Origin of the sequence: Shimia sagamensis (genome assembly GCF_900182745.1) — a bacterium.
GTDB lineage: Bacteria > Pseudomonadota > Alphaproteobacteria > Rhodobacterales > Rhodobacteraceae > Shimia > Shimia sagamensis.
Window position 1 is genome coordinate 23,190 of the sequence record NZ_FXTY01000012.1, and the last position, 24,050, is coordinate 47,239.

The window sequence follows — 24,050 nt, forward strand, 5'->3', positions numbered from 1 at the left end:
AGTTTCAGTCTGCGAAAAGATAATCTGTCCGCGCAATTTCACGGGCCTTTTCTTCGGGTACATGTAAAAATTCAACAAGCGCACTCACGTGTTCGTCCTCCGTCCCAGACTGCACCATTCGGCTCACATTTTCGAACTCTGCGTCGCGGATACGGTCACTTTCGCTCAAGATGTCCCGCCGAATGGTTGGCAACAAGCGTTCCAGTGTTTCCGGCGACGTTTGTTCGCCAGCCAATCCAATGCGTATAGAGTGCCCCGTCAGGTAATCATCCGTGAATTCACACTGAATTTCCAACATTCTAGTGATGGAGCGATCCCCAAAGAAATCCTGCATCAGGTCCATCGCACTGGGATCAAGACAGACCACCATCTGGTTGGTATTGTAGTAGTCAAACAGCATGCGCATCAACGCACGCCGATGCCTCGTCCGCTTTCCCAACGTTGACTGGATGCCACCCAAGTCGGGCAATGGCGTGCTCTCTTCGTTGAAGAGGTAAGCGATGGTTGGATGCACAGTGGCTTGGTCTATTTTTTCGAGTAACCGCTTGGCAACATGCCACTTCTTACAAACAATCAACATTAGTTCACGGTCGCGGCCGAGTGTGCTTTCAGTCTCCCAAAATCGGCTGGCAAACCGTTTGCCTTGCCGCCCACGCCCTGTCAAAAACTTGAACAAGCTTGGGCCTTCCGCAGAGATTTGAAAGTCTACACCTTTTTCTGCATAAAGTTGGCCAAGCCGTTCCTTGAGGTCCAAGGCGTCAGGGCTGATCTTTCGTGCGAACAGATAGTCTTGGCTGATCAACAGATCGTAGTGATCGTTATAAAACGTCAGCGGCATCCCATAGTCGGTAAACATCAGGAAAGTTAGTGTTCGTGTCCGAATTTCATTTGTCGGAACCAAATGCCGCACGATTGTTTGAAAAAACGTCTCATCCGGAATCCAGGTGGTTTTGAAAAACCGCATCACATCGCGGCGGGATTCGGTGAAATGTAAGACCGCTTCAATGGTTTGGCGCCGCAAGCACCACCATTGGCTGCCAATCATGACTTGAATATCCGCCGGGATTTCGCGGGTCAGGGCCAGCTTTTTTTGAACATTGAATGTCGCGTAGAACCGGCGCTTTTGGGTGCGTTCATTGAACCAATGGCGGTAAATCAGCCGCTCTGACTTCATTCCGGTTTTGATCCAGTCACTCTCAAAAAAGTCAAAACTTTCAATGAAATCAACGTCATTGTCATCCAGGAATTCATGGATGTATTCCGATGATTTGATGACCATACAGTCGCCGGACAACATGTAAAAATGCGATGCGCGTGGGAAGTTTTTGACCGCCGTTTGCACAGCATGGAGCGTTGCTTCTACAAGGCTCCATTCACCCCAGCCACATTTGATCCGCTTTTCAGAAAACGCGACGTTTGGGTTAGGGCCAAGCACCTCCTGCAACATAAAAAAATGCTCAGGTTTTGCGCGCGCGTCAAAATGGATGGAGATGTAATCCCCTGTGGCCGTAAGCCGTTCTGCCTGCTTGATGATCGCTTCAGGATCCTTGTGGCACAGAAGAATGTAAGCAATTCTCGCCATCTAGCTGTTTGATCCCCACTTTGACGTCTTGTGTTTATCCATTTAAAGATGAAAGCGCGTTGAATAAACAGGCTTTGTTTGGAAATTTTTGACAGGCGCATAGATCGTGGCCAAAACGGTAACCGCGGCGGTAATGGAGGCAGGAACATGGGATTCCCGGGCACTTGGATGACCGAAAGTGAAAGTGTGGTGTATCGAGTCGTGCCAAAATGTGCATGCTCTACCATCGGACAAATCATGTTTTATTCGGATCATGGCGAATTTTTTGATGGTGATATCCACGATGCCAAAGGTGGCATGCACAAGTGGGCCTTAGAAGAAAGCCATAAGCCGATCACAGATAATGTGCGCGAGCACAGCTCATATGCATTCACCTGTGTACGAAATCCTTACACGCGCATTCTCTCGTCATTTTTTGACAAAATTTGCGGTATCCAGCGCAATGGCAAACGGTACCGTGGAAATTTGGTGCCGATGCTGATTCAGAAATATGGCATCGAAGTTGGCGGCGAGGACGGCAAACAAGATTTTGACCAGATCCAGAGCTTTCGGAGGTTCCTATTGTTTGCACGCGATACCATCCGCTGGCGGCGCCCTATGGATCCCGACATTCACTGGTCTGCGATGTCCGGGCATGTTTCCACGTTCATCGCGAACGGCGGCAGTTACGACAAAATTGTTTGGACCGAGCAGTTTAACGACGGCATGCAAGGCGTCCTAGACAGCATTGAAACGCCGCACGCCGTCGATTTGGCGCAGATCCCACGTTTCAACGAGTCTGAAGGACATGGTCCCAAACGGGCGCATCCGGTGGCGGATTATTTTGATGACCTCTCGATGCATCTCGTCTACGAAATCTACAAGCGTGACTTCCAGTTGTTCAAATACGACTTCGAAAACCCCGGCAACAAGATGCCAATTGGTGAAATTGATCTGGATGAAGTACACGCTAAACTTGGCGACTGAGTCCTTGGTATTTTCGTGAAAAGGTGGTTTTGCGATTTCGCGCAAGGGCTGTCGGGTAATGCGATATTTGTGTGACGTTTCGCCTGGCAGTGGCGCCGCTCCTTGCCCATTGGCAGCCCTTTCGCTAAAGCCTCAGGCGTAATGAATTCACAAGGACCATAGCTATGGCCAAGCAGAAGAAAGCCCCCCGTCCCAAGGCCGTTACGCCAAAGGGGTTTCGCGACTATTTTGGTGTAGAGGTGACAGAACGCGCCGAAATGCTGCATCAGATTGCCGGGGTGTATCATCGCTATGGTTTTGAAGCCTTGGAAAGCAGCGCGGTAGAAACCGTTGAATCTCTTGGGAAATTCTTGCCTGATGTGGACCGGCCAAATGAGGGCGTATTTGCCTGGCAGGAATACGATGAGAAAGATAATGGCGATTGGATGGCCCTGCGCTATGATCTGACGGCGCCTTTGGCGCGGGTTTATGCCCAGCACCGCAACGATCTGCCAAACCCCTACCGTCGCTATGCGATGGGGCCGGTTTGGCGCAACGAGAAACCGGGGCCAGGCCGATACCGCCAGTTTTATCAATGCGATGCAGATACCGTCGGTACAGCAAGTATGGCGGCAGATGCCGAAATCTGCGCGATGTTGTCTGACACACTGGAAACTGTTGGTATTCCGCGCGGCGACTATCTCGTGCGGGTGAATAACCGCAAGGTCATGAACGGCGTGTTGGAGGTCATGGGGCTTGGCGAAGATCAGGCGGCCAAGGACAACGTGCTGCGCACCATCGACAAATTTGACAAAGTTGGCGAGACCGGCGTGCGCGCACTTCTGGGCAAGGGACGTTTGGATGCGTCTGGTGCCTATATCGATGGTGTTGGGCTAAGCGACGATCAAGTTGAACCAGTGATTGCTTTTTTGACTTCCAAAGCTGGTGATGTTGCCAAGACCTTTGATAATCTGCGGGGTGCCGTTGGCGCGTCAGCCATCGGTGCCGAAGGTATTGTTGAATTAGAGCAAATCGGCGATTTGCTGGCTGCTGGTGGGTATGACAATGACCGGATCGAGATCGACCCGTCGATTGTTCGCGGTTTGGGTTATTACACTGGTCCGGTGTTTGAGGCTGAATTGACCTTTGAAATTTTTGACAAAAAAGGCCGCAAGCGGCAGTTTGGCTCCGTGTCAGGCGGTGGGCGTTATGATGACTTGGTGAAACGTTTCACGGGGCAAGCAGTGCCTGCTACCGGGCTGTCTATTGGCGTGGATCGCCTGCTGGCAGCGCTGCGCGAAAAAGGTCGCATGGGCGGCACGTCTCAAGGCCCCGTGGTGGTGACCGTGATGGATCGCGACCGGATGGCGGACTATCAGGCCATGGTGGCGGAGCTACGCAATGCGGGGGTTCGTGCCGAGATGTACCTCGGGAATCCGAAGAATTTTGGCAACCAACTAAAGTATGCCGATAAGCGCAATTCTCCAATTGCCGTGATCGAAGGCGGCGACGAAAAGGCCAACGGCGTAGTGCAGATTAAAGATCTGATCCTCGGAGCAAAAATTGCCGAAAACGCCACACTTGAAGAGTGGAAAGAACGCCCTAGCCAGTTTGAAGTGCCGCGTGATGAATTGGTTACGAAGGTGCGTGAAATCCTTGATGGGCAGGCTGGGTGATGGCCGGAAAAGCAATAATCCGGGCGCGGGCAGCCGCGCTTACATCACAGTTTGAGGCTGTCGGGGCAGTTCCGGTAGAAACGCCAGTGCTGTTACCTGCCGAAGCGCTTCTTGAACTCTACGGTGAGGATATTCGTGGGCGGGCCTATGTGACTTCTGATGCCCTACGCGGTGAGCAGATGCTGAGGCCTGATTTTACTGTCCCGGTTGTGCAAATGCATATGTCTGATGGGGCAGAACCGGCACGTTACACTTATTCGGGGGAAGTGTTCCGACGTCAGGAGGAAGACCCGTCGCGGGCCAACGAATACATTCAGGTTGGCTATGAGGTTTTCGACCGCGAGAATCCGGCGGCAAGTGATGCAGAAGTCTTTGCTGTGATGCAGGATGCGTTGAAAAGCGTGGAGTTGCGCGCAGCTACAGGCGACATTGGTATTTTGGCCGCGGCTGTGGCGGGCCTTGAGACCACGACGAGGCGCAAACGGGCTTTGGCGCGTCACATCTGGCGGCCGCGTAAATTCAAGGCGTTGCTTGATCGTTACTCGGGAAAAGCAGAAGTGCCACAGAGCCGCGCAACGCTTCTGGCGGCGGATGATCCCATGGCACATGAGTTCCTCGACATTGGTCTGCGGTCGCAATCAGAAGTGGCAGAGCGGATTGACGGGTTGCGCCATGACATGGCCGCAGAACCAATTTCTCCGCTGCAAGTGGAGCTGATTGAAGCGCTGCTGACCGTGCGCGAAACTCTACCCAATGCACTGGAACATATTCGTGATTTGGCAGTGGATATGCCTGCGATCACAGAAGCGACTTTTCGGTTGCGGGATCGCATGCATGCGCTTGAGGCGCGTGGTGTGGACGTCGAAAGTCTCGAATTTGAGGCAAGCTATGGGCGCACGTCGATGGAGTACTATGACGGATTTGTCTTCGGTTTCTATGTTCCTGGACGGGCCGATTTGCCACCGGTGGCAACGGGTGGGCGCTATGACGCGCTGACTCGTGTGCTTGGTCAAGGCCGCGAAATCCCCGCTGTTGGTGGTGTCATTCGCCCGAGTCTTTTGGTGGACTTGGAGGATGCGGCATGACCATCAAGTTAGGTGTGCCCTCAAAAGGGCGTCTGATGGAAAAAACATTCAGTTGGTTTGGTGCGCGTGGCGTGGGCTTAAGCCGAACTGGATCTGATCGGGAATATGCCGGTGCGGTAGACGGTGTGGACGGTGTTGAACTGGTGCTTCTTTCGGCAGGTGAAATACCGCGTGAACTGGCCGCTGGACGAATTCATTTGGGTGTGACCGGCATCGACCTCGTGCGTGAGAAGCTGGGTCAATGGGAACAGCAAGTTCAGGAAAAAGCTGAATTGGGTTTTGGCCATGCGGACCTGATCATTGCGGTACCTGGTTGTTGGGTAGATGTGGATACGCTGGAAGACTTGGACGCAGCCGCCGCTGCATTTCGACGCAAACATGGCTTCCGTTTGCGGATTGCGACCAAATATCACCGATTGGTGCGGGAGTATCTGCAAGCCAACGGTGTTGCCGATTATCAATTGGTGGACAGTCAGGGTGCAACCGAAGGCACCATCAAAAATCTGACGGCGGAAGGTGTGGCGGATATTACGTCAACCGGGGACACGTTGCGGGCGAACCACTTGAAAATCTTGTCAGATGCATTGGTGTTGAAATCGCAGGCGACGTTGTTCAAAAGTCGGAAGGCGGCAATGGATGATGAGGAGAGGGTCACAATGAAGGCGCTCCTGACCACCTTGGGGTTGGATGACTGACACCTGCGTTGGCAGGTTTTTGCAGGTTTTCACAATCCATGCTTGGCCTTGCTGACGGCAATGCTTAGAAGGGTCTCCCTAGGCTAAAAGGAGACCCGCCCCGTGGACACACGCACCCGCATTTTCCGCACGATTGCTGACGAGATTGCCGCAAAACCCAATCAGGTTGGTGCAGCTGTGACGCTGTTGGATGAAGGTGCGACGGTGCCGTTTGTGGCGCGTTACCGTAAAGAGGTTACGGGCGGCCTGGATGACACACAGTTGCGGACCTTGGCGGATCGATTGGCCTATTTGCGCGAGCTTGAAGCACGGCGCGACACTGTGATGGCGTCGATCACCGAACAGGGGAAAATGACCGACGATTTGGCCAAGGCCATTGTTGGTGCAGAAACCAAAGCGACCCTGGAGGATATTTATCTGCCCTATAAGCCAAAGCGACGCACCAAAGCGATGATTGCGCGTGAAAACGGCTTGGCACCTTTGGCTGAGGCTATTGTCGCGGATCGGGCTGCGGACCCTGAGGTTCTGGCCACCGGTTACGTGACTGAGGCGGTTGCGGACGTAAAGGCTGCACTGAACGGGGCGCGTGATATTGTGGCTGAGGGGTTGACTGAGAATGCAAGACTGCTCGGTGAATTACGCACTTTCCTTCAAAAAGAGGCAATTGTTTCTTCGAAGTTGATCGCTGGTCAAGAGCAATCTGGCGCTAAGTTCTCCGATTACTTCGAACACTCCGAGCAGTGGTCAAAAGTGCCAAGCCACAGGGCTTTGGCGATGATGCGGGCTTCCAAAGAGGGAGTGATCGCTTTGGATATTGGTCCCGACCCTGAAAGCGGCAAGGCGCGTGCGGAGGAGATGGTTGCCAGCTATCTCGACACGCGCACAGATGCACCCGGAGACAAATGGCTGCGCAAAGTGGCCGGCTGGACCTGGCGGGTGAAGCTAAGCCTGACGATGACTGTAGATTTGATGGGCGAATTGCGGGCGCGGGCGCAGGAAGAGGCCATTCAGGTGTTTGCTCGAAACTTGAAAGACCTGTTGTTGGCAGCACCAGCAGGAGCAAAGGCCACTCTTGGGCTTGATCCAGGTATTCGGACCGGTGTGAAAGCGGCAGTGGTGGACCATACTGGTAAGCTGCTGGATACAGCGACGATCTATCCGTTTCAGCCCAAGAATGATGTGCGTGGGGCTGAAGCCGCAATTCTGGCGCTTATTGCAAAACACAATGTGGAGCTTGTGGCGATTGGCAATGGTACAGCAAGCCGAGAGACTGAGAAGCTGGTGGGTGAGATTCTGAAGCTCCTGCCCAAAGGTGTTAGGGCGCCGACCAAAGTGATCGTGAGTGAGGCTGGCGCGTCGGTTTATTCCGCAAGCGAGCTGGCGGCGCGTGAGTTCCCTGATTTGGATGTGTCCCTGCGTGGTGCGGTATCCATTGCACGACGTCTGCAAGATCCTTTGGCAGAGCTTGTTAAGATCGAGCCCAAATCGATTGGCGTGGGCCAATACCAGCACGATGTCGACCAACACCGCTTGGGGAGATCTTTGGAGGCGGTCGTGGAAGATGCTGTGAACGCGGTTGGAGTGGACCTAAATATGGCGTCCGCTCCGCTGTTGGCGCATGTGTCCGGGCTTGGGCCGTCATTGGCCGAAGCGATTGTATCACATCGCGATGCCAACGGAGCATTTGGGTCGCGCAAGGCGCTTCTGGATGTGTCGCGGCTTGGGCCAGCGGCGTTTGAGCAATGCGCTGGATTTTTGCGGATCACGGATGGGGAAGAGCCTCTGGACGCGAGTTCCGTGCACCCCGAAGCCTATGATGTGGCGCGTAAAATTGTGTCAGCCTGTGGGCGGGACGTGCGCGCATTGATGGGGGATGGGGCCGCATTGAAGTCCTTGCGTGCAGAGGAATTTGTATCCGAAAAATTTGGTTTGCCAACCGTGCGGGATATTCTTGGCGAGTTGGAGAAGCCGGGCAGGGACCCGCGACCGACGTTTAAGACAGCGACCTTTACGGACGGTGTTGAGCAGATTTCCGACCTTAAAGCGGGAATGACCCTGGAAGGTACGGTGACCAATGTGGCGGCCTTTGGCGCCTTTGTTGATGTAGGGGTGCACCAAGATGGCCTGGTGCACGTAAGCCAGCTGGCAGATCGCTTTGTCAAAGACCCGCACGAGGTGGTGAAAGCTGGTGATGTGGTGAACGTCACTGTGACTGAAGTTGATGTGCCGCGAAAACGGATTGGCCTGTCGATGCGTAAGGATGGTGGGGCATCGGCCAAAGAGGATCGCGATGCGCGATCAGGGTTTGGCAGCAAAGGTCGTGCTGGATCTGGTGGCGGGGAACGTGGCAAAGGTCAGCGAAGTGGCGGGGGTGGTAACTACAGTGCCAAACCTAAGCAGAACAGCGGCGGTGCATTGGGTGCGGCGCTGATGGATGCGATGCGGAAGAAGTAAGGGGCGATATTGGGCGTGACTGGCTTTGAACCGGCGCGCCCTACTTGAGCGATCACAACAACGGTTGTCAGGTTAGCAGTGTAGCCATCTGACGCATGGCCAGCGCGTACCCATTTACGCCAAATCCAGCAATCACGCCTTCGGCCCGTGCGGAAACGTAGCTGTGATGGCGGAACGTCTCACGTTTGTGGATGTTGGAAATATGCACCTCCAGAACGGGCCCTTCGAACATGTGTAATGCATCGAGGATTGCCACAGAGGTATGTGAATAGGCAGCCGGGTTGATGATGATCCCGGCAGCCTCGGTACGGGCTTCGTGAACCCATTCCACCAACTGCCCTTCATGGTTGGATTGCAGTTGTTTTACAGTGAGACCAAATTCGGCACCAACTTGTGTACACGCTACCTCAACATCCATAAGCGTGTCGGTCCCATAAATTTCAGGCTCACGCTTGCCGAGAAGGTTCAGGTTCGGGCCGTTTAGGATGTAAATTGTCTTGCTCATTGCGCCGCTTGCCTTTTGCTGTTGCCGTTGAGGTAGCCGGAAAACTGGCGCAGGAGCAAGGTTCAGGACTTTAGATCACGAAGGATCACGTTGGTCTGTGCCGAACTTACCGCAGGCAGCATAAAGAGAAAGTCCTCCAAAAAGCGATTGTATGCTTCGATGTCGGTGCACCGCACCCGCATATGGTAATCTGCCGAGCCGGTTGTCGCAAAACACATACGGATTTCCTCCCGTGCGTTCACGGCCTCGATAAAGCGCTTAAGGTTGGCCGGATCATGGCGAGTGAGTTGCACGTGTACAATTGCGTGAAAAGTCAGTCCCAGTTTTTCGGACTGCAATCGCGCTCCGTATCCGACAATCAGACCAGCCTCCTCAAACGCGCGAATGCGACGCCAGCAGGCCGAGGTCGACATCCCCATCTTTTCCGCCAAATCAGCATTGGACAGTCGGCAGTCTTTCTCCAACAACGCAAGCAAGAGGCGGTCTTTTGAATCTAGGTTCACGGCATGAATTTCCAAATTGGATCGAAAATCTGAAACGCAATGTCAAGTTTGACCAAGGTAATGCAATAGTTTGGAACGGTAAACCGGATTACATGTGAGATCATTCCTCAATTCATGAGGAGCGCGCAAATGACCAAAGCCAGCCACGAGTTTGACAGTTATGCCCTGTCTGATCGTTATGACCGCACAACGGGACGGGTGTTCTTGACCGGAACACAGGCTCTGGTGCGGATCATGTTTGATCAGGCGCGACGCGATCGAGAAGCTGGCCTGAATACAGGTGGTTTTGTATCTGGATATCGGGGCTCCCCTTTGGGCGGTGTGGACTTAGAGTTTTGGCGGGAGCGCAAACGCACCAAAGAGCAAAACATTACTTTTATGCCCGCCGTGAACGAAGACCTCGGTGCAACCGCCGTTTTGGGAGCTCAGCAAGCCACGCTGGATCCTGAGTGCGACGTCGAGGGGTTGTTCTCCATGTGGTACGGCAAAGGCCCGGGTGTGGACCGCTCTGGCGACGCACTCAAACACGGCAACGCCTATGGTTCTTCCTCCAAAGGTGGCGTGCTGGTTGTGGCGGGTGACGACCACGGGTGTGTCAGCTCCTCGATGCCGCATCAATCTGATGTGGCTTTCATGTCGTGGTTCATGCCAACTTTGAACCCAGCGAGTGTCGACGAGTATCAAGCGTTTGGAGAGTACGGGATAGCGCTGAGCCGGTTTTCGGGAACGTGGGTTGGGTTCAAGGCAATTTCGGAGACGGTGGAATCCGGCCGGTCAGTGGAGTTGCAGGCGGATCGGCAGTTTGTGGAGCCTGAATTTGAAATGCCCGCGGGAGGTTTACATGTGCGACCCAGCGATTTGCCAAGCCCAGACATTGAAACGCGCATTAGTCATAAACTTCGAGCGGTTGAAGCCTTTGTGGAGGCCAATCCGATTGATCAGCGCATCTATGGTATTGACGAGGCCACATTCGGTTTTGTGACCACGGGCAAGGGGCATTTGGACCTGATGGAAGCTTTGCGGCTTCTTGGATTGGATGAGACGGCCTGTCGCCGTTTGGGAATCGACATTTACAAGGTCGGTATGGTTTGGCCGTTGGCGCGGCGTGATGCATTGTCTTTCGTGCGCGGCAAAACTGAAGTGCTCGTTGTTGAAGAAAAGCGTGGCATCATCGAAAGCCAGTTCAAAGAGTATTTTTATGACTGGCCGGGTGACAAGCCGGAGAAGATGGTTGGCAAGCATCGCGCGGCGGGCGATCCACTGTTGCCTTGGACCGGGGAGTTGTCACCGAAAATGCTGGTGCCGGTTGTAGCCGAACGCCTAGCTCGATTGTTTCCGGAAGAAAGACTGCTGGAGAAGGCGGCGGCCTTGACCGAAGAGAAACCACCGGTGTTGAATGTCGAGGGCGCAAATCGGACGCCGTATTTCTGCTCCGGCTGTCCGCACAATACATCCACTAAATTGCCTGATGGCTCCAAAGCGATGAGTGGCATTGGTTGCCACGTCATGGCGAGTTGGATGAACCGTGAAACAGGCGGCTATGCGCAGATGGGCGGCGAGGGCGTGCCTGTGGCCGTGGCGCAGAAGTACAATGGCAATAAACACATTTTCCAGAACTTGGGAGAAGGTACTTGGTATCACTCGGGCTCGCTCGCGATCCGGCAAGCTGTGGCCGCAAATGCCAATATCACCTATAAAGTGTTGTTCAACGACGCGGTGGCAATGACTGGGGGACAGCCGGTAGACGGCCCTGTTTCGGTGCACGGAATTGCCTGGAACGCCCGTGCCGAAGGCGTGGCCCGGATTGCGTTGGTGAGTGATAACATTGGCAAATTTGATAAATCTGATTTCCCGCCTGATACTTCCTTCCATGATCGTGCGGATCTGGACCCGGTCCAGCGAGAACTGCGTGAAATCGAGGGCGTGACGCTCTTGGTATATGAACAAACATGCGCTACCGAAAAACGGCGGCGTCGTAAGCGTGGTACGATGGAAGATCCGGATACGTTTGCTTATATCAACGAGTTAGTTTGTGAGGGCTGCGGGGATTGCTCGAAGGCATCCAATTGTTTGAGTGTCGAGCCTGTTGAGACCGAGTTTGGCCGTAAGCGCAAAATCAACCTATCGACCTGCAACAAAGACTTTTCATGTGTGGATGGTTTTTGCCCCAGCTTTGTAACTGTGGAAGGGGCAAAGCGGCGTAAGAAATATGGGGCTGATGTGGATGTGGCCACACTGCTTGCGCTGCTGCCGTCTCCCAAGGTGCCATCTTTGGATAGGCCGTTTGACTTGTTGGTGACAGGAGTCGGTGGCACGGGCGTAGTGACCGTTGGCGCGCTGATCACCATGGCGGCGCACTTGGAAGGGATGGGCAGCTCAGTGCTTGATTTCACTGGGTTCGCGCAGAAATTCGGAACAGTGCTGAGCTACATTCGTCTGGGTGCCAATCCCGCAGCGGTTAACCAAGTGCGTATTGAGAGTGGTGCGGCAGATGCGGTGATAGGCTGCGACGTGGTGGTGAGTTCCGCGCCTAAGGCGAGTATGCACTATCGCAAAGGAGCGCAGATCGTTTTGAATACCGCAGAAATGCCCACCGGTGATCTTGTTCTCAACCGGGATGCAGACCTGAAAGTCGGTGTGAGGGAAGACGTCATCCGTAAAGCCGTTGGAGCTGAAAATGTGCGGGCGCTCAATGCCAACAAAATGGCCGAGAAGATGATGGGTGACTCGGTGTTCGCCAATGTGATGATGTTGGGGTTTGCTTATCAGAGGGGATTGGTCCCGGTGAGTGAAATGGCACTCAAACAAGCGGTCCTGCTTAACGGAGTAGCCGTTGAGAAAAACGCCAAGGCATTTGATATTGGGCGCGTGCTGGCGCATGATCCTGACGCCTTCTCGTGGGAGAAGCCGCGCAAAGAGGAAACGGTCGATGCCGTGATTGCCAAACGTGTGGCTTTTTTATCGGACTACCAGAATGTCGCTTATGCGAGACGCTTTGAGCAACGCATCGCAGATTTGGCGAGGGTACTGCCGGATGATTTGCTGATTGAGGCAGCCAAGTCGCTGTTCAAGCTGATGGCTTACAAAGATGAGTACGAAGTGGCCCGGTTACAACTGGATCGTCAATTTGAAGTACGGCTTCACAAGGAATTTGAGGGGGAATTCAAAGTGAACTACCACATGTCCCCGCCCATTTTGCCACTGGGGCGTGACGCCGAAGGTCGACCAAAGAAGATTAAATTGGGGCCGTGGATGCGGCCTGTGCTTGGTGCTCTTGCTAAGGCGCGTGGCTTGCGAGGATCGATGTTAGATGTGTTCCGGTTCAGCGCGGACCGCAAGCTCGATCTAGAGCTTCTGTTGTGGTTTGAGGGTGTTCTCGATTTGGTGGAGAAGGGGTATGGCGCAGGCAATCGGGATACTTGTTGGGCCCTGCTGACGGCGCCTAAGGAAATCCGAGGTTATGGAGTCGTGCGTGAAGTATCTGCGGACAAGGCACGTAAAAGCGTGACAATGCTGGAGACAATGTTGTCGGCCAAAATATAGTAACCAAGGTGATGCCTCCCGGCGGATCTTTGACCTTAAAAATGGGGTCTGGTAAGTCTGCGAACGTAGGCGGAAGGCGGGGGTTATCTCGCTTTTTTCCAAAACCCTTCGGTGTTAATGCGAGAGTGGCGAGCGTTTCAACGCTGGGAGTTGGGCGGTTTAACCAAAAAGACGAAGCCCGGATGGCGATCCATCCGGGCTTCTGAAATTCTTGGTGGCGGTACAGGGACTTGAACCCCGGACACGCGGATTATGATTCCGCTGCTCTAACCAACTGAGCTATACCGCCGTAAGTGGAGTGCGATTTAGGCTCTTCCTGAGGCAGGGTCAAGAGAGAAATTGCCTCCTGTAGGCGGCTTTTTGTTATACGTCGCATTTTGCCTAGCCTAGGCTTAGGAGGCGTTGGAAAATTGAGGCAGTTTCTCCGCATAGCAAGGGCATCAGGCTGGTATTGCAATGTTGGGCATGAAAAATGGCAACTTCCGAGCAGTCAACTGACCTGCACCCCTGAGGGTCCGCTAATTTGGGTTAGCTCTGTTAAGGTTTTTGTCTTTTTCTGGCTGGGTAACACATCCGACTGGTGTGAGGCCAGCGAGGCTTGTGTGGGGCCGACGGTGATTGAAGTCGCTGCGCCACGTTGCGATCAGATTGCGGGTATTCCTGAGGCTATCGAACAGGTGTTCGTTCAGACACTCATCTCGCATCCTGGCGTTTAAGCATTCCACAAATCTGTTCTGCGTCGGTTTGCCGGGGCAATATAATGCCAGTCAGCCTTGCGGTGTTTCAACCGGATAGGTTTTGCCGGTGAACCTCATGAAACATCCCATTTGTGTCTTCGCCGACCAAAGTAAGGCTGTCGATCTTAAAGGGGCGCTCAAGCAGTGGTTCAATACGCGGCGCGAGCGCGGCTATTGTGGTCTCAACGTCAGTCCCAAGGCACCCTGTAAGTGTTAAATGAAAGCGGAACTCATTTAGAACGTAGGGATAGCCCCATCGCGTCAGAAGCGCCTCTTGCGAAGCCGACAAATTGGCTTTGCGCCGACGCGCTAGCTCAGCCTTGGAGGGGGGCGCACGAAAGGTGTCCAGTTCGCAAACAACAGTGGCAGCCAAATTGGCCAGCCGTTTTTGGTCCCCGTTGACTTTCAAGGCAATGAAGTTCTCAAGGCGGGCCAAAACCAGACCGTTCAATCTGATGGGAGCTAATTTGGAACACAGGCTCTCAAAATCGGATGAGAGACCTTCCGCACTCTTCCCTTCGGCCAAATGAAACGGCGGTTTGATTGTGCCGTGTAAGCCGTATTTGCGTGGGGATGCTGTGATCTCGGAGATATCGCGTGGCAGCCCTTTCAGGGCCGGATGCGCCATCGATTGCCCTGAAACGGGGTCCCACCCCATCCAAGCTGCTCCAAAATCGGCCAATGCTCCGGGGCGTGGAGTGTAGTATATGCCATATCTTCGAAATTGCATGGAGCCTCTTTCAACACATATAAAGCGAATGCCAACAATGCGTGACACTCACATGACACAAGAGCTGATCCTTGCAAATGCCACCCTTGTTTTGCCCAAGGAAACCGTAACCGGCTCCATTGTGGTGCGCGAAGGTCGAATTGTGGATATGGCGTCAGGGCGCGCGGTTCCCGCGGGTGCCAAGAATTGTGATGGGGACTACGTGGCACCGGGTTTGATAGAGCTGCACACGGACAATTTGGAGCGACATATGCGGCCGCGTCCCAAAGTGGATTGGCCTCATCAGGCGGCAATTGTGGCGCATGACGCTGAGTTGGCAAGTGTTGGCATTACCACGGTTTTTGATGCGCTTCGGGTTGGGTCCATCCTGTCAGATCCGCGACGTAATTACGGCAAGTACGCTCGCTCGATTGCAAATGAAATTCTAGGAATGCGCGAGAGCGGCGCTCTGAGGATTAGCCACCAACTTCACCTGCGGGCCGAGACATGCTCAGAGACTCTGGTGGAAGAGCTAGCCGAATTCGGCACAGAGGATCGCGTTGGTATTGTCAGTTTGATGGATCACACGCCTGGCCAGCGGCAATTCATGGATATCGCGAAGTTTGAAGCATACGTTTGCGGAAAGTATGCGATGGACGCGAGTGGTTTTGGCGAATACGTCGATTTTCTTTACGGCTTGCATGATAAATTTGGCAAGCGACATGAAGAAGCAACAGTGGCGGCGGCCAAACGGTTCGGAGCGGTTCTTGCCAGCCATGACGACACCACCGTTTCTCAAGTTACCACGTCGGCTGGTTACGGCATTCGCCTTGCGGAATTTCCAACGACAGTTGAGGCTGCTCAAGCCAACCACACCCATGGCATTGCCAATATCTTGGGTGGCCCAAACCTGGTGCGTGGGGGAAGTCACTCGGGCAATGTCGCTGCGATGGATCTGGCGAAGCAAGGCTTGCTCGACATCATTTCGTCAGACTATGTTCCGTCCTCTCTTCTGCTGGGAGCAGTGATGCTTGGCAACGAGTGGGGGGATTTGGCAAAGGGTCTGCACTCTGTCACCACGGCACCGGCCAAATATGCCAATCTGCACGATCGAGGGCGTCTGGAAGTTGGTTTGCGGGCTGACCTGATACGCTTTCGTGTAACCGAAGGCATACCTGCGCTGCGTGCGGCATGGCACAAAGGGCTTCGCAGCGCCTGACATAAAGAAAGGCCCCAATGGAGACTGGAGCCATTCTAGGTTCGTTCGCAAATAAGCTTAGCCGATTGCAGCAGCTTTCACATCGGCGTCGATGTAAGGCAAATACTGTTCGAAGTTGTCTGCGAACATTCCCACAAGCTTGGCGGCTTGCGCATCATACGCTTTTTTGTCTGCCCAGGTTCCACGAGGATCAAGTAGAGCGTCGTCGACACCAGGTACAGACACAGGAACTTCAAAGCCAAAGTTGGCGTCTTTGCGGAACTCAACATGGTTCAGAGAACCGTCCAGCGCTGCCGTCAGAAGGGCGCGAGTGGCTTTGATTGGCATGCGCGAACCAGTTCCGTAGGCGCCGCCGGTCCAGCCGGTGTTCACCAGCCAGCAAGTGGTACCAAACTCAGCAATCTTTTGGCGCAGCAAGGCGCCGTAGACTTCCGGGCGACGCGGCATAAACGGCGCGCCAAAGCAGGTGGAGAAGGCTGGTGTTGGTTCGGTCAGGCCACGTTCAGTACCGGCCATCTTGGCTGTGAAGCCAGACAGGAAGTGGTACTCTGCCTGTGCAGGCGTCAGGCGCGCGACCGGAGGCAAGACGCCAAACGCGTCACAGGTCAGCATGATTACGTTCTTCGGGTGACCACCCAGGCCATTGTCTGACGCATTTGGGATTGAATCCAGAGGATACGCGCAACGCATGTTTTCCGTGAGGCTCTTGTCCTCAAAGTCGAGCTCTTTGGTCTCTTCATCATAGACCATGTTCTCGATGACGGTGCCAAACATCTTGGTTGTGGCGTAGATTTCTGGCTCAGCTTCCGGGTTCAGCCCGATGGTTTTGGCGTAGCACCCACCTTCGAAATTGAAGGTGCCACGATCAGACCAGCCATGCTCGTCATCGCCAATCAGGGTGCGATTTGGATCGGCAGACAGGGTTGTCTTGCCGGTGCCCGATAGGCCAAAGAACACGGCGCTGTCGACCGGGTTGTCCTTGGCGTGATTGGCAGAACAGTGCATCGGCATGATGCCTTTTTCCGGCAGCAGATAATTCAGAAGACCAAAGACAGACTTTTTGTTTTCACCGGCATATTCGGTGTTACCGATCAAGATCATCTTCTTTTCGATGTTTACGGCAATGACAGTTTCGGTGCGGCAGCCGTGTTTCGCAGGATCGGCTTTAAAGCTTGGGCAGTTGATGATGGTGTAATCCGCAATAAAGCCATCAAGCGCGTCGCTGTTCGGGCGGCGGAGGAGGTGACGGATGAATAGGTTATGCCAGGCCAGCTCGTTCACAACGCGCACATTGATAGCGTGAGATGGATCGGCACCTGCGGTTAGGTCCTGCACAAAGTAGTCACGGCCTTTCATGTGTTCCAGCATGTCGGCATGCAAGCAATCAAACGCGTCAGATTCCATGGGGGCGTTGTTTTCCCACCAGATGGTGTCTTCAGTCATTGGTGTCCGAACCGTGAACTTGTCTTTTGGAGAGCGGCCAGTGAACTCACCAGTGCTGACCAAAAAGGTGCCGCCATTGCCTAAAGTGCCCTCGCCGCGTTTCAGCGCGGATTCAATGAGGGCGGGCTCCATAAAGTTGTAATAGACATTTCCCAGACCTTCGATCCCTTGATCTTGCAGGCGGAATTGCGGGTTTACCCGTCCAAATGTCATTATCTTACTCCTGTAGCCGCGTGTCCTGTTGCGGCGGTCCTTGAAAGTCTTCAGGGCGACATATTCTTGCGCGTCAAAACACCCCGAAGTGCGACATGCGGGTCATAACATGTCGAATATTAAGAAGAACAGGACGCTTTGGCGCAGTTAGCGCAATCAAATGCAGGTTAGCGCAATCAAGCGTTCCTATCGGAAAGCCTGTGTATGGAATGTCGGCAAAAGTGAGGCAATTTAGCCATTGCTCAAGGAATTTCTGGCTAAATAAGTCCGGTTTGTTACCCGAATCGCACTTTAACGTTGATTGCCCCAGTCTGAATTGCGCATAATGCCGCAAAAAATAGACATAATAAGAGCAGTAATAAGGACCGATCCCATGTCGAAAATTGCCCTTGTGGATGACGACAGGAATATCCTGACGTCGGTTTCTATCACCCTTGAGGCCGAGGGGTTTGAAGTCGAGACCTATCATGACGGCCAGCAAGCGCTTGACGCGTTTAATAAAAAACTCCCGGACATGGCCGTTCTGGATATCAAAATGCCCCGAATGGATGGCATGGATCTTTTGCAGCGCCTACGCCAAAAGACCAGTATGCCAGTGATTTTCCTGACCTCCAAAGATGACGAGATCGACGAGGTGCTCGGTCTGCGCATGGGGGCCGATGACTATGTGAAAAAGCCGTTCAGCCAGCGGCTCTTGGTGGAACGCATTCGTGCTTTGTTGCGCCGTCAAGAAGCCGTCGATGGCGAAATTGTAGGCGATACCGAAGAAACAAAGATCATGGAACGTGGTGATTTGACTATGGATCCGTTGCGCCACTCGGTGAGCTGGAGGGGGCAAGACGTGACGTTGACTGTTACAGAGTTCCTACTGCTTCAGGCGTTAGCGCAGCGTCCTGGTTTTGTTAAAAGCCGGGATCAGCTGATGGACGTAGCCTACGACGATCAAGTTTATGTAGATGACCGTACAATCGACAGTCACATCAAACGTCTCCGCAAAAAGATGCGTACGGTAGATCGAGACTTCTCTGCAATTGAGACGCTGTACGGCATCGGTTATAGGTACAACGAAGAGTAACGACACAAGGCCGGAAGGACCAACGTGCAAGACATGGCCCAAGGGCGAGATGGGGACGTGGTTTTGGGCGATGATTGGGTCGCTCCAGAAGCCAACGTTGAAAAAGAGTTGCAAGGCCGGCGCGAACGTCGCCGGCTTTTGCCTCTGGGGAAGTCTCCGCTAACTCGTAAAATTATTACCTTTAATATGATCGCGCTTTTGGTGCTGGTCGCAGGTATCCTATTTCTAAACAGTGCACGTGACAGCTTTGCTGTGCAACGTGCCACGGGACTTGTCACAGAGGCGCGGTTGATAGCCGGCGCATTTGAGGCTCAGCTGCCGACCGGTGCGCCAGCAAATCTGGCAACCAACGACGGTGTAGACGTTGCGGCGACGCTGGAGAAACTGCCTTTGCAGGTTGGCACAACGGTGCATGTTTTTGATGCGGCTGGACAGGCTGCGGGAAAAAAAGAAGGCAAAGCCTCAGCTGAAGCTGCAGAGGTGCTTGCAGAGCGTCCCGACGGCGCGCCTTTGACTTCTGCACTCAACAAAATCTGGAGTTCCATATCAGGCAAAGGCGACGTTCAAGACGCGGGCGTGGGCCAACTGAACAACCAACTGGAGATCATGGCACAATCCGCCGTGAGCGGAGCTGAGACTTTGGAAACACTTGTCGCCGCAGATGGCGGTCACGTTTTTGCCATGGCAGTTCCGATCCGGCAAAATGGCCGGGTTGTTGGGGCAGTAGTGTTGTCCAGCGCGTCGGGTGAGTTGGATCGTATGGTGAGTTCAGAGCGTGAGCGTGTCTTGCAAATGTTCTTGATCGCGACCGTAGTTTCTGTTGGCCTGTCCATGGTGTTGGCTTCTACAATTTCCAATCCACTTTCGGACTTGGCCGCCGCAGCGGAACTTGGCCGAGACAGTGACAGTCGGAAAGTGAACCCAGGTCGTGTGCGTATCCCGGACCTGACCGCAAGACCGGATGAAATTGGACGTCTGTCAGGCGCTTTGCGCGGCATGGTCTCGGCTCTGTATGAGCGGATCGACAGCAACGAACAGTTCGCTGCCGACGTCGCGCATGAGATTAAGAATCCTCTGGCATCTTTGCGTTCAGCAGTGGGCTCGCTGCGTATGGTGAAAAAAGAGGAACACCGCGAGAAATTGCTCAACGTTATTGAGCATGATGTGCGTCGGTTGGATCGTCTTGTGAGTGACATTTCTAACGCATCTCGCCTAGACAGCGAACTGGTTAAAGAAGAAGAAGAAACTTTCAACTTGCTCGGAATGGTCGGCAATTTGACTCAGTACCTCGGCGAAGACGCAAAAGGTAATGGGATTGATTTCATCACAGATTTGCCTGACGCGCCAATTGACATCACTGGGTTGGAAGCGCGCCTGGCACAGGTTTTTGTGAACCTGATAACCAACGCCATTAGTTTTTGCGAAGATGGAGACGCCATACGAGTTTGGGCACGTAAGCGCGAGAACCGTGTGTTGGTTGTGGTTGAAGATACCGGGCCGGGAATTCCTGAGCAGGCGCTCAATAAAATTTTCAATCGCTTCTATTCTCATCGCCCCGAAGCTCAATTTGGCAACAACTCAGGTTTGGGGTTGGCAATCTCGAAGCAGATTGTCGAAGCACATGGCGGTGTGATCTGGGCCGAAAATATCCGGCCAACCGACGCTGACGTGACGTCCGAGCCTCTTGGTGCGAGGTTCGTTGTGGGACTGCCGGTGTAGGCCATGGCGCGCGCGGATGACTTGCTTTCTGTGTCACCTGCACCCGACGACGAGGAGAGCATTCTGCATGCGTCCTGTGTGTCTGACGGTGGTCGTGCAGTGCTCATTTGTGGGGCTTCGGGTCGTGGGAAGTCCGGGCTTGCGCTTCAGTTGATGGCCTATGGGGCCCAATTGGTTGCTGACGATCAAACCATTGTACGCCCAAAAGGTATGCAGCTGTTGGCGTCTGCACCTGACACAACAAGTGGGTTGATCGAGGCGCGTGGGGTTGGGATCTTACGCGCGATTCCTGTAAAAGGCGTGCCCTTACATTTGGTTGTGGACTTGGATCAAGTTGAAGGCCAAAGGCTACCTCATCCAAGGGATGTTCGCATTATGGGGCAGGCGTTACCGGTGATATTTGGCGTGGATGCTCCGTATTTTGCTTCCGCTGTATTGCAGTTTTTGCGCCACGGAAGGAATGCATAAATGACCGATGGTGATGCTCTGCTAGGAAAGGTCCCGCTGGTATTGCTGACCGGTCCCTCGGGCGCCGGTCGCTCCACAGCGATTAAGGCGTTGGAAGATGCGGGGTTTGAAACTATTGACAACTTGCCGCTTGGGTTGCTGCCGCGTCTTTTGTCGGGGCAGCCCCCCAAACGCCCTATGGCTCTCAGTTTGGACGTTCGCAATCGGGATTTTTCGCCAACAGCGATAATTGATGCGCTGGAACTGGTCGATGATCTGCCCAGTGTAGCACCTGAGCTACTGTATCTGGATTGCCGTGCTGAAGTGTTGCGGCGACGGTACAATGAAACCAGGCGCAATCACCCGCTTGATCGCGCGGAAAACCCAAACGATGGCATCGAAAGAGAGCTCACGCTTTTGGAAGATGTGCGCGCTCGTGCAACGGTTTTAATGGAAACGTCGGAATTGACGCCTCATGAGCTTCGTCATGCAGTGCAAAGCCGGTTTGCCCCGCAGAAGGATCAGGCGATTGGCATCACCGTTCAGTCATTCAGTTACAAGCGCGGATTACCACAAGGTGCTGATCTCGTGCTGGATTGCCGATTTTTACACAATCCGCACTGGAAGAAAGAGCTGCGTGACATGGATGGCGGTGACGCGCCGGTAGGGTCCTACATCGCCACGGACTCTGGTTATGATCCATATGTAAAGTCAATCCAGGTGCTGTTGGAGCAAACTCTGCCTGGTTATGTTCGAGAAGGCCGCAATCATCTCCAGATCGCATTTGGTTGTACGGGTGGAAAACATCGTTCTGTTTTCATGGCTGAGACCATTGCCGAATCCCTTGCAAATAGGGGCTGGCGGGTGTCTATAAGGCATCGCGAACTCAATCGGTACGCTGTGCTTGGCGCGCGTCCACGGATCGCAGAAGATGGGGAATAGATAGCTTGATCGGTATCGTGATCGTGGCACATGGTGGGCTGGCCAATGAGTATTTGGCAGCTATGGAACATGTCGTTGGCGCGCAAAATGGCGTCAGCGCAATTACCATTGAAACCAATCATGATCGCGGACAAAAACAACGCGAAATCTGTGCGGCTGCGGACGCAGTTGACCACGGGGACGGGGTTGTTGTTGTCACTGATATGTTTGGCGGTTCGCCGTCAAATCTGAGCCTGCGCGCTTGCGCGCCTGCCAATCGGCGCATCCTTTATGGTGCAAATTTGCCAATGTTGATTAAGTTGGCCAAAAGCCGCCACCTTGATGTGGCCGATGCGGTCAGAGCAGCCTTGGAAGCCGGCCGCAAATATATTGATAGCCAAAATATTCAGACAGGGTGAGCAGATGAGTAATGTCGTCCAACGCACGATGCAAATCGTGAACGAAAAAGGTCTGCATGCGCGGGCATCTGCAAAGCTGGTGGAAGTCGTAGAGGGCTTTGACGCTTCGGCAGAAGTGGCAAAGGATGGCTTGAGTGCTGGTGGAGACAGTATTATGGGATTGCTAATGCTGGCGGCATCTAAAGGCACCAGTGTTGAAGTAGAAACCAGCGGGCCAGATGCGAAGGCCTTGGCCGATGCCATTGAGGCGCTTGTCGCCGACAAGTTTGGTGAAGGATTTTGAGTGTAGCTGGGGCATAGGAAGACAAATTTGGTAGATACGGTGCCAGAAACGCAGGTTGGAAAACCGGCCAAAGAGGCGGAAGGTCAAATCTATGACCGCCGCACGTTGACCTATGCCAATTCCTTTGATGATCGCTGGACGTCTTTTGCCATTCGCTCCATTGAGTGGGTGACGGGCAAGTTAAGAATCCTGCGCATGGTCAACAAGTTTGAGCGTGACAACGAGAAATACCGCGGCCAGAAGTTTTGGCGAGGCGCGTTGAACGTGATGGGCATTGAGCTCACAACCCCAGTTGAGCAGCTGCAAAATATACCTTCGGATGGACCGGTTGTGTTTGTGGCCAACCATCCACATGGCATGGTTGATGGCATGATTTTTGCCGACCTCATCGGACGTGTACGCCAAGACTATCGTATTCTGACACGATCAGTTTTGACCGGTCTGGATGAGGCGGCCTCTAGCTTTATGATTCCTGTGCCGTTCCCGCATGATCCAGATGCGCAGCGCAAAATGGTTGAAATGCGTGGAAGGGCCATGGCGCACCTTAAGGAAGGCGGCGTTGTCGCGCTGTTTCCGTCCGGCGTGGTGATGAGTTCAGAAACTTGGTTCGGCCCTGCAATTGAACAAGAGTGGAACGTGTTCACCGCTCAAATGATCCGGCGCTCCGGCGCACGCGTGGTGCCCATTTTTTATCCTGGGCAGAACAGCCGCGCCTATCAGGTCGCGAACAAGCTTTCACCAATCCTTCGCCAAGGATTATTGCTGCATGAAATTGTGCGGTCTTGCAACAAACCACAAGCCCCGATTGTTGGCGCTCCGTTGACGGATGAACAAATGGCCCAGCTACAAACGGATCCACGCGGATTTATGGCATGGTTGCGTCAGCACACTTTGGATCTTGGTAAAAGCAGCTGATCACTAATTCAGAAAACAAAAGCGAGGCGCCTGCTTCGCTTTTTCAATTGTGCTATCGCGTGGGGAGCGGTGTCTCTCCGCGGTAGTCATAAAAGCCCCGCTTGGTTTTTCGACCGAGCCATCCGGCCTCAACATATTTTGTAAGCAGCGGACAAGGGCGGTATTTGGTGTCAGCCAAACCGTCATGTAGCACGTTCATGATCGCCAAACACGTGTCCAAACCGATAAAATCAGCCAGCTCTAGCGGTCCCATAGGGTGGTTCGCACCAAGTTTCAGTGCGTTGTCAATGGAGGCAACATTACCCACACCTTCGTACAGTGTATAACACGCTTCGTTGATCATAGGGATCAGGATGCGGTTCACGATAAAGGCCGGAAAATCTTCGGAGCTGGCAGCTGTCTTGCCAAGGCGTTCCACAATGCCAAGGCATGATTGATAAGTGTCCTCGTCTGTGGCGATGCCACGGATCAACTCAACTAATTTCATCATCGGAACCGGGTTCATGAAGTGGAACCCCATGAAGCGCTCCGGGCGGTCTGTGCGAGATGCCAGGCGCGTTATGGAGATCGACGATGTGTTGGAGGTCAGCAGCGTGTCCGGGCCGAGGTGCGGTTTCAAAGTGTCAAAAATTTGATGTTTGATCTCTTCACGTTCGGTCGCGGCTTCGATGATAAGATCTGTCCCACCAAGGGCCGGCAGCTCCAAGGTCGTCTGAATCCGACCCATTGCGGTGGCCTTCTCGTCGGCCGAAATCTTCTCCCGTTCAACTTGTCGCTCAAGGTTTTTGTCGACCCGAGCGACAGCTGCTTCCAGGGCGTTCTGATTGATATCATTCAAAAGAACATCGTACCCAGCAAGCGCCATGACATGCGCGATACCGTTGCCCATTTGGCCTGCCCCAACGACGCCAATCGACTTGATGTCCATAGTTGATATCCTCTCAAATTGTCTGGCTGACCAT

20 protein-coding genes, 1 tRNA gene and 1 pseudogene are annotated in these 24,050 nt (G+C 53.7%); 14 read left to right on the forward strand and 8 right to left on the reverse strand.

Annotated features, from left to right (window positions below):
- Positions 1–4: 4 nt before the first annotated feature.
- A complete protein-coding gene (locus QOL67_RS20770; protein ID WP_283427912.1) occupies positions 5–1,582 on the reverse strand; it encodes a DUF5928 domain-containing protein in 1,578 nt (525 codons plus the stop codon).
- 147 nt (positions 1,583–1,729) lie between these two features.
- On the opposite strand from QOL67_RS20770, the gene QOL67_RS20775 reads away from it, so the two are divergent.
- From QOL67_RS20775 to QOL67_RS20795, 5 genes are all read left to right on the forward strand, one after another.
- Positions 1,730–2,548 (forward strand): sulfotransferase family protein, encoded by an 819-nt coding sequence (locus tag QOL67_RS20775; protein ID WP_283427944.1) that lies wholly within the window; start codon positions 1,730–1,732, stop codon positions 2,546–2,548.
- 164 nt (positions 2,549–2,712) lie between these two features.
- On the forward strand, positions 2,713–4,203 hold the full coding sequence (gene hisS / locus QOL67_RS20780) for a histidine--tRNA ligase (protein WP_283427913.1): 1,491 nt from the start codon (positions 2,713–2,715) through the stop codon (positions 4,201–4,203).
- Complete coding sequence (locus QOL67_RS20785) at positions 4,203–5,288, forward strand: ATP phosphoribosyltransferase regulatory subunit (RefSeq protein WP_283427914.1); 1,086 nt, start codon at positions 4,203–4,205, stop codon at positions 5,286–5,288. The genes hisS and QOL67_RS20785 overlap by 1 nt, the downstream gene beginning before the upstream one ends.
- Positions 5,285–5,983 (forward strand): ATP phosphoribosyltransferase, encoded by a 699-nt coding sequence (gene hisG / locus QOL67_RS20790; protein ID WP_283427915.1) that lies wholly within the window; start codon positions 5,285–5,287, stop codon positions 5,981–5,983. Before QOL67_RS20785 ends, hisG begins: the two co-directional genes overlap by 4 nt.
- A 102-nt stretch (positions 5,984–6,085) precedes the next feature.
- A complete protein-coding gene (locus QOL67_RS20795; RefSeq protein WP_283427916.1) occupies positions 6,086–8,437 on the forward strand; it encodes a Tex family protein in 2,352 nt (783 codons plus the stop codon).
- A 67-nt stretch (positions 8,438–8,504) separates the two neighbouring features.
- Here QOL67_RS20795 and aroQ read toward each other — a convergent pair whose 3' ends face one another.
- Both aroQ and QOL67_RS20805 read right to left on the reverse strand, forming a co-directional pair.
- Positions 8,505–8,942 carry a type II 3-dehydroquinate dehydratase gene (gene aroQ / locus QOL67_RS20800; protein ID WP_283427917.1) on the reverse strand — a complete coding sequence of 146 codons (438 nt, stop codon included), beginning with the start codon at positions 8,940–8,942 and terminating at the stop codon, positions 8,505–8,507.
- 62 nt (positions 8,943–9,004) lie between these two features.
- On the reverse strand, positions 9,005–9,445 hold the full coding sequence (locus QOL67_RS20805; RefSeq protein WP_283427918.1) for an Lrp/AsnC family transcriptional regulator: 441 nt from the start codon (positions 9,443–9,445) through the stop codon (positions 9,005–9,007).
- Between the two features lie 129 nt (positions 9,446–9,574).
- Between QOL67_RS20805 and QOL67_RS20810 the strand changes: the two genes are divergently transcribed.
- A complete protein-coding gene (locus tag QOL67_RS20810; RefSeq protein ID WP_283427919.1) occupies positions 9,575–12,988 on the forward strand; it encodes an indolepyruvate ferredoxin oxidoreductase family protein in 3,414 nt (1,137 codons plus the stop codon).
- Between the two features lie 212 nt (positions 12,989–13,200).
- On the opposite strand, the gene QOL67_RS20815 is transcribed toward QOL67_RS20810, so the two are convergent.
- The 3 genes and pseudogenes from QOL67_RS20815 to QOL67_RS20825 form a co-directional block, all read right to left on the reverse strand.
- A tRNA-Met gene (locus QOL67_RS20815) sits at positions 13,201–13,277 on the reverse strand.
- Between the two features lie 229 nt (positions 13,278–13,506).
- A pseudogene (locus QOL67_RS20820) lies at positions 13,507–13,766 on the reverse strand (integrase core domain-containing protein); the annotation flags it as partial.
- A 5-nt stretch (positions 13,767–13,771) separates the two neighbouring features.
- Complete coding sequence (locus tag QOL67_RS20825) at positions 13,772–14,455, reverse strand: DUF1045 domain-containing protein (RefSeq protein WP_283427920.1); 684 nt, start codon at positions 14,453–14,455, stop codon at positions 13,772–13,774.
- A gap of 52 nt (positions 14,456–14,507) precedes the next feature.
- Between QOL67_RS20825 and QOL67_RS20830 the strand changes: the two genes are divergently transcribed.
- Positions 14,508–15,653, forward strand: a complete 1,146-nt coding sequence (locus QOL67_RS20830; protein WP_283427921.1) for an alpha-D-ribose 1-methylphosphonate 5-triphosphate diphosphatase — start codon at positions 14,508–14,510, stop codon at positions 15,651–15,653.
- Positions 15,654–15,710: 57 nt separating this feature from the next.
- On the opposite strand, the gene QOL67_RS20835 is transcribed toward QOL67_RS20830, so the two are convergent.
- Positions 15,711–17,309, reverse strand: a complete 1,599-nt coding sequence (locus QOL67_RS20835) for a phosphoenolpyruvate carboxykinase (protein WP_283427922.1) — start codon at positions 17,307–17,309, stop codon at positions 15,711–15,713.
- Between the two features lie 373 nt (positions 17,310–17,682).
- Between QOL67_RS20835 and QOL67_RS20840 the strand changes: the two genes are divergently transcribed.
- From QOL67_RS20840 to QOL67_RS20870, 7 genes are read left to right on the forward strand one after another with little or no spacing between them, the layout of a single operon-like run.
- Entirely contained in the window at positions 17,683–18,384 is a 702-nt protein-coding gene (locus tag QOL67_RS20840; protein ID WP_283427923.1) for a response regulator transcription factor, read from the forward strand.
- A gap of 33 nt (positions 18,385–18,417) precedes the next feature.
- Complete coding sequence (locus QOL67_RS20845) at positions 18,418–20,103, forward strand: sensor histidine kinase (protein WP_283427945.1); 1,686 nt, start codon at positions 18,418–18,420, stop codon at positions 20,101–20,103.
- A gap of 3 nt (positions 20,104–20,106) precedes the next feature.
- Complete coding sequence (locus QOL67_RS20850; protein ID WP_283427924.1) at positions 20,107–20,571, forward strand: HPr kinase/phosphorylase; 465 nt, start codon at positions 20,107–20,109, stop codon at positions 20,569–20,571.
- Positions 20,572–21,492, forward strand: a complete 921-nt coding sequence (gene rapZ, locus QOL67_RS20855; protein ID WP_283427925.1) for an RNase adapter RapZ — start codon at positions 20,572–20,574, stop codon at positions 21,490–21,492.
- Positions 21,493–21,497: 5 nt separating this feature from the next.
- Positions 21,498–21,890, forward strand: coding sequence for a PTS sugar transporter subunit IIA (locus QOL67_RS20860; protein ID WP_283427926.1), 393 nt, complete (start codon positions 21,498–21,500; stop codon positions 21,888–21,890).
- Positions 21,891–21,894: 4 nt separating this feature from the next.
- Positions 21,895–22,173: an HPr family phosphocarrier protein gene (locus QOL67_RS20865; protein ID WP_283427927.1), complete on the forward strand. Its 279-nt coding sequence runs from the start codon at positions 21,895–21,897 to the stop codon at positions 22,171–22,173.
- Positions 22,174–22,200: 27 nt separating this feature from the next.
- Positions 22,201–23,088, forward strand: coding sequence for a lysophospholipid acyltransferase family protein (locus QOL67_RS20870; RefSeq protein WP_283427928.1), 888 nt, complete (start codon positions 22,201–22,203; stop codon positions 23,086–23,088).
- A gap of 52 nt (positions 23,089–23,140) precedes the next feature.
- Here QOL67_RS20870 and QOL67_RS20875 read toward each other — a convergent pair whose 3' ends face one another.
- Positions 23,141–24,016, reverse strand: coding sequence for a 3-hydroxybutyryl-CoA dehydrogenase (locus QOL67_RS20875; RefSeq protein WP_283427929.1), 876 nt, complete (start codon positions 24,014–24,016; stop codon positions 23,141–23,143).
- Positions 24,017–24,050 lie beyond the last annotated feature (34 nt).

Coding starts and splice junctions, on each gene's coding strand:
- QOL67_RS20770 (WP_283427912.1), bottom strand. CDS start 1,582: ATGGCGAGAATTGCTTACATTCTTCTGTGCCACAAGGATCCTGAAGCG.
- QOL67_RS20775 (WP_283427944.1), top strand. CDS start 1,730: ATGGGATTCCCGGGCACTTGGATGACCGAAAGTGAAAGTGTGGTGTAT.
- hisS (WP_283427913.1), top strand. CDS start 2,713: ATGGCCAAGCAGAAGAAAGCCCCCCGTCCCAAGGCCGTTACGCCAAAG.
- QOL67_RS20785 (WP_283427914.1), top strand. CDS start 4,203: ATGGCCGGAAAAGCAATAATCCGGGCGCGGGCAGCCGCGCTTACATCA.
- hisG (WP_283427915.1), top strand. CDS start 5,285: ATGACCATCAAGTTAGGTGTGCCCTCAAAAGGGCGTCTGATGGAAAAA.
- aroQ (WP_283427917.1), bottom strand. CDS start 8,942: ATGAGCAAGACAATTTACATCCTAAACGGCCCGAACCTGAACCTTCTC.
- QOL67_RS20810 (WP_283427919.1), top strand. CDS start 9,575: ATGACCAAAGCCAGCCACGAGTTTGACAGTTATGCCCTGTCTGATCGT.
- QOL67_RS20825 (WP_283427920.1), bottom strand. CDS start 14,455: ATGCAATTTCGAAGATATGGCATATACTACACTCCACGCCCCGGAGCA.
- QOL67_RS20830 (WP_283427921.1), top strand. CDS start 14,508: ATGACACAAGAGCTGATCCTTGCAAATGCCACCCTTGTTTTGCCCAAG.
- QOL67_RS20835 (WP_283427922.1), bottom strand. CDS start 17,309: ATGACATTTGGACGGGTAAACCCGCAATTCCGCCTGCAAGATCAAGGG.
- QOL67_RS20840 (WP_283427923.1), top strand. CDS start 17,683: ATGTCGAAAATTGCCCTTGTGGATGACGACAGGAATATCCTGACGTCG.
- QOL67_RS20845 (WP_283427945.1), top strand. CDS start 18,418: ATGGCCCAAGGGCGAGATGGGGACGTGGTTTTGGGCGATGATTGGGTC.
- QOL67_RS20850 (WP_283427924.1), top strand. CDS start 20,107: ATGGCGCGCGCGGATGACTTGCTTTCTGTGTCACCTGCACCCGACGAC.
- rapZ (WP_283427925.1), top strand. CDS start 20,572: ATGACCGATGGTGATGCTCTGCTAGGAAAGGTCCCGCTGGTATTGCTG.
- QOL67_RS20865 (WP_283427927.1), top strand. CDS start 21,895: ATGAGTAATGTCGTCCAACGCACGATGCAAATCGTGAACGAAAAAGGT.
- QOL67_RS20875 (WP_283427929.1), bottom strand. CDS start 24,016: ATGGACATCAAGTCGATTGGCGTCGTTGGGGCAGGCCAAATGGGCAAC.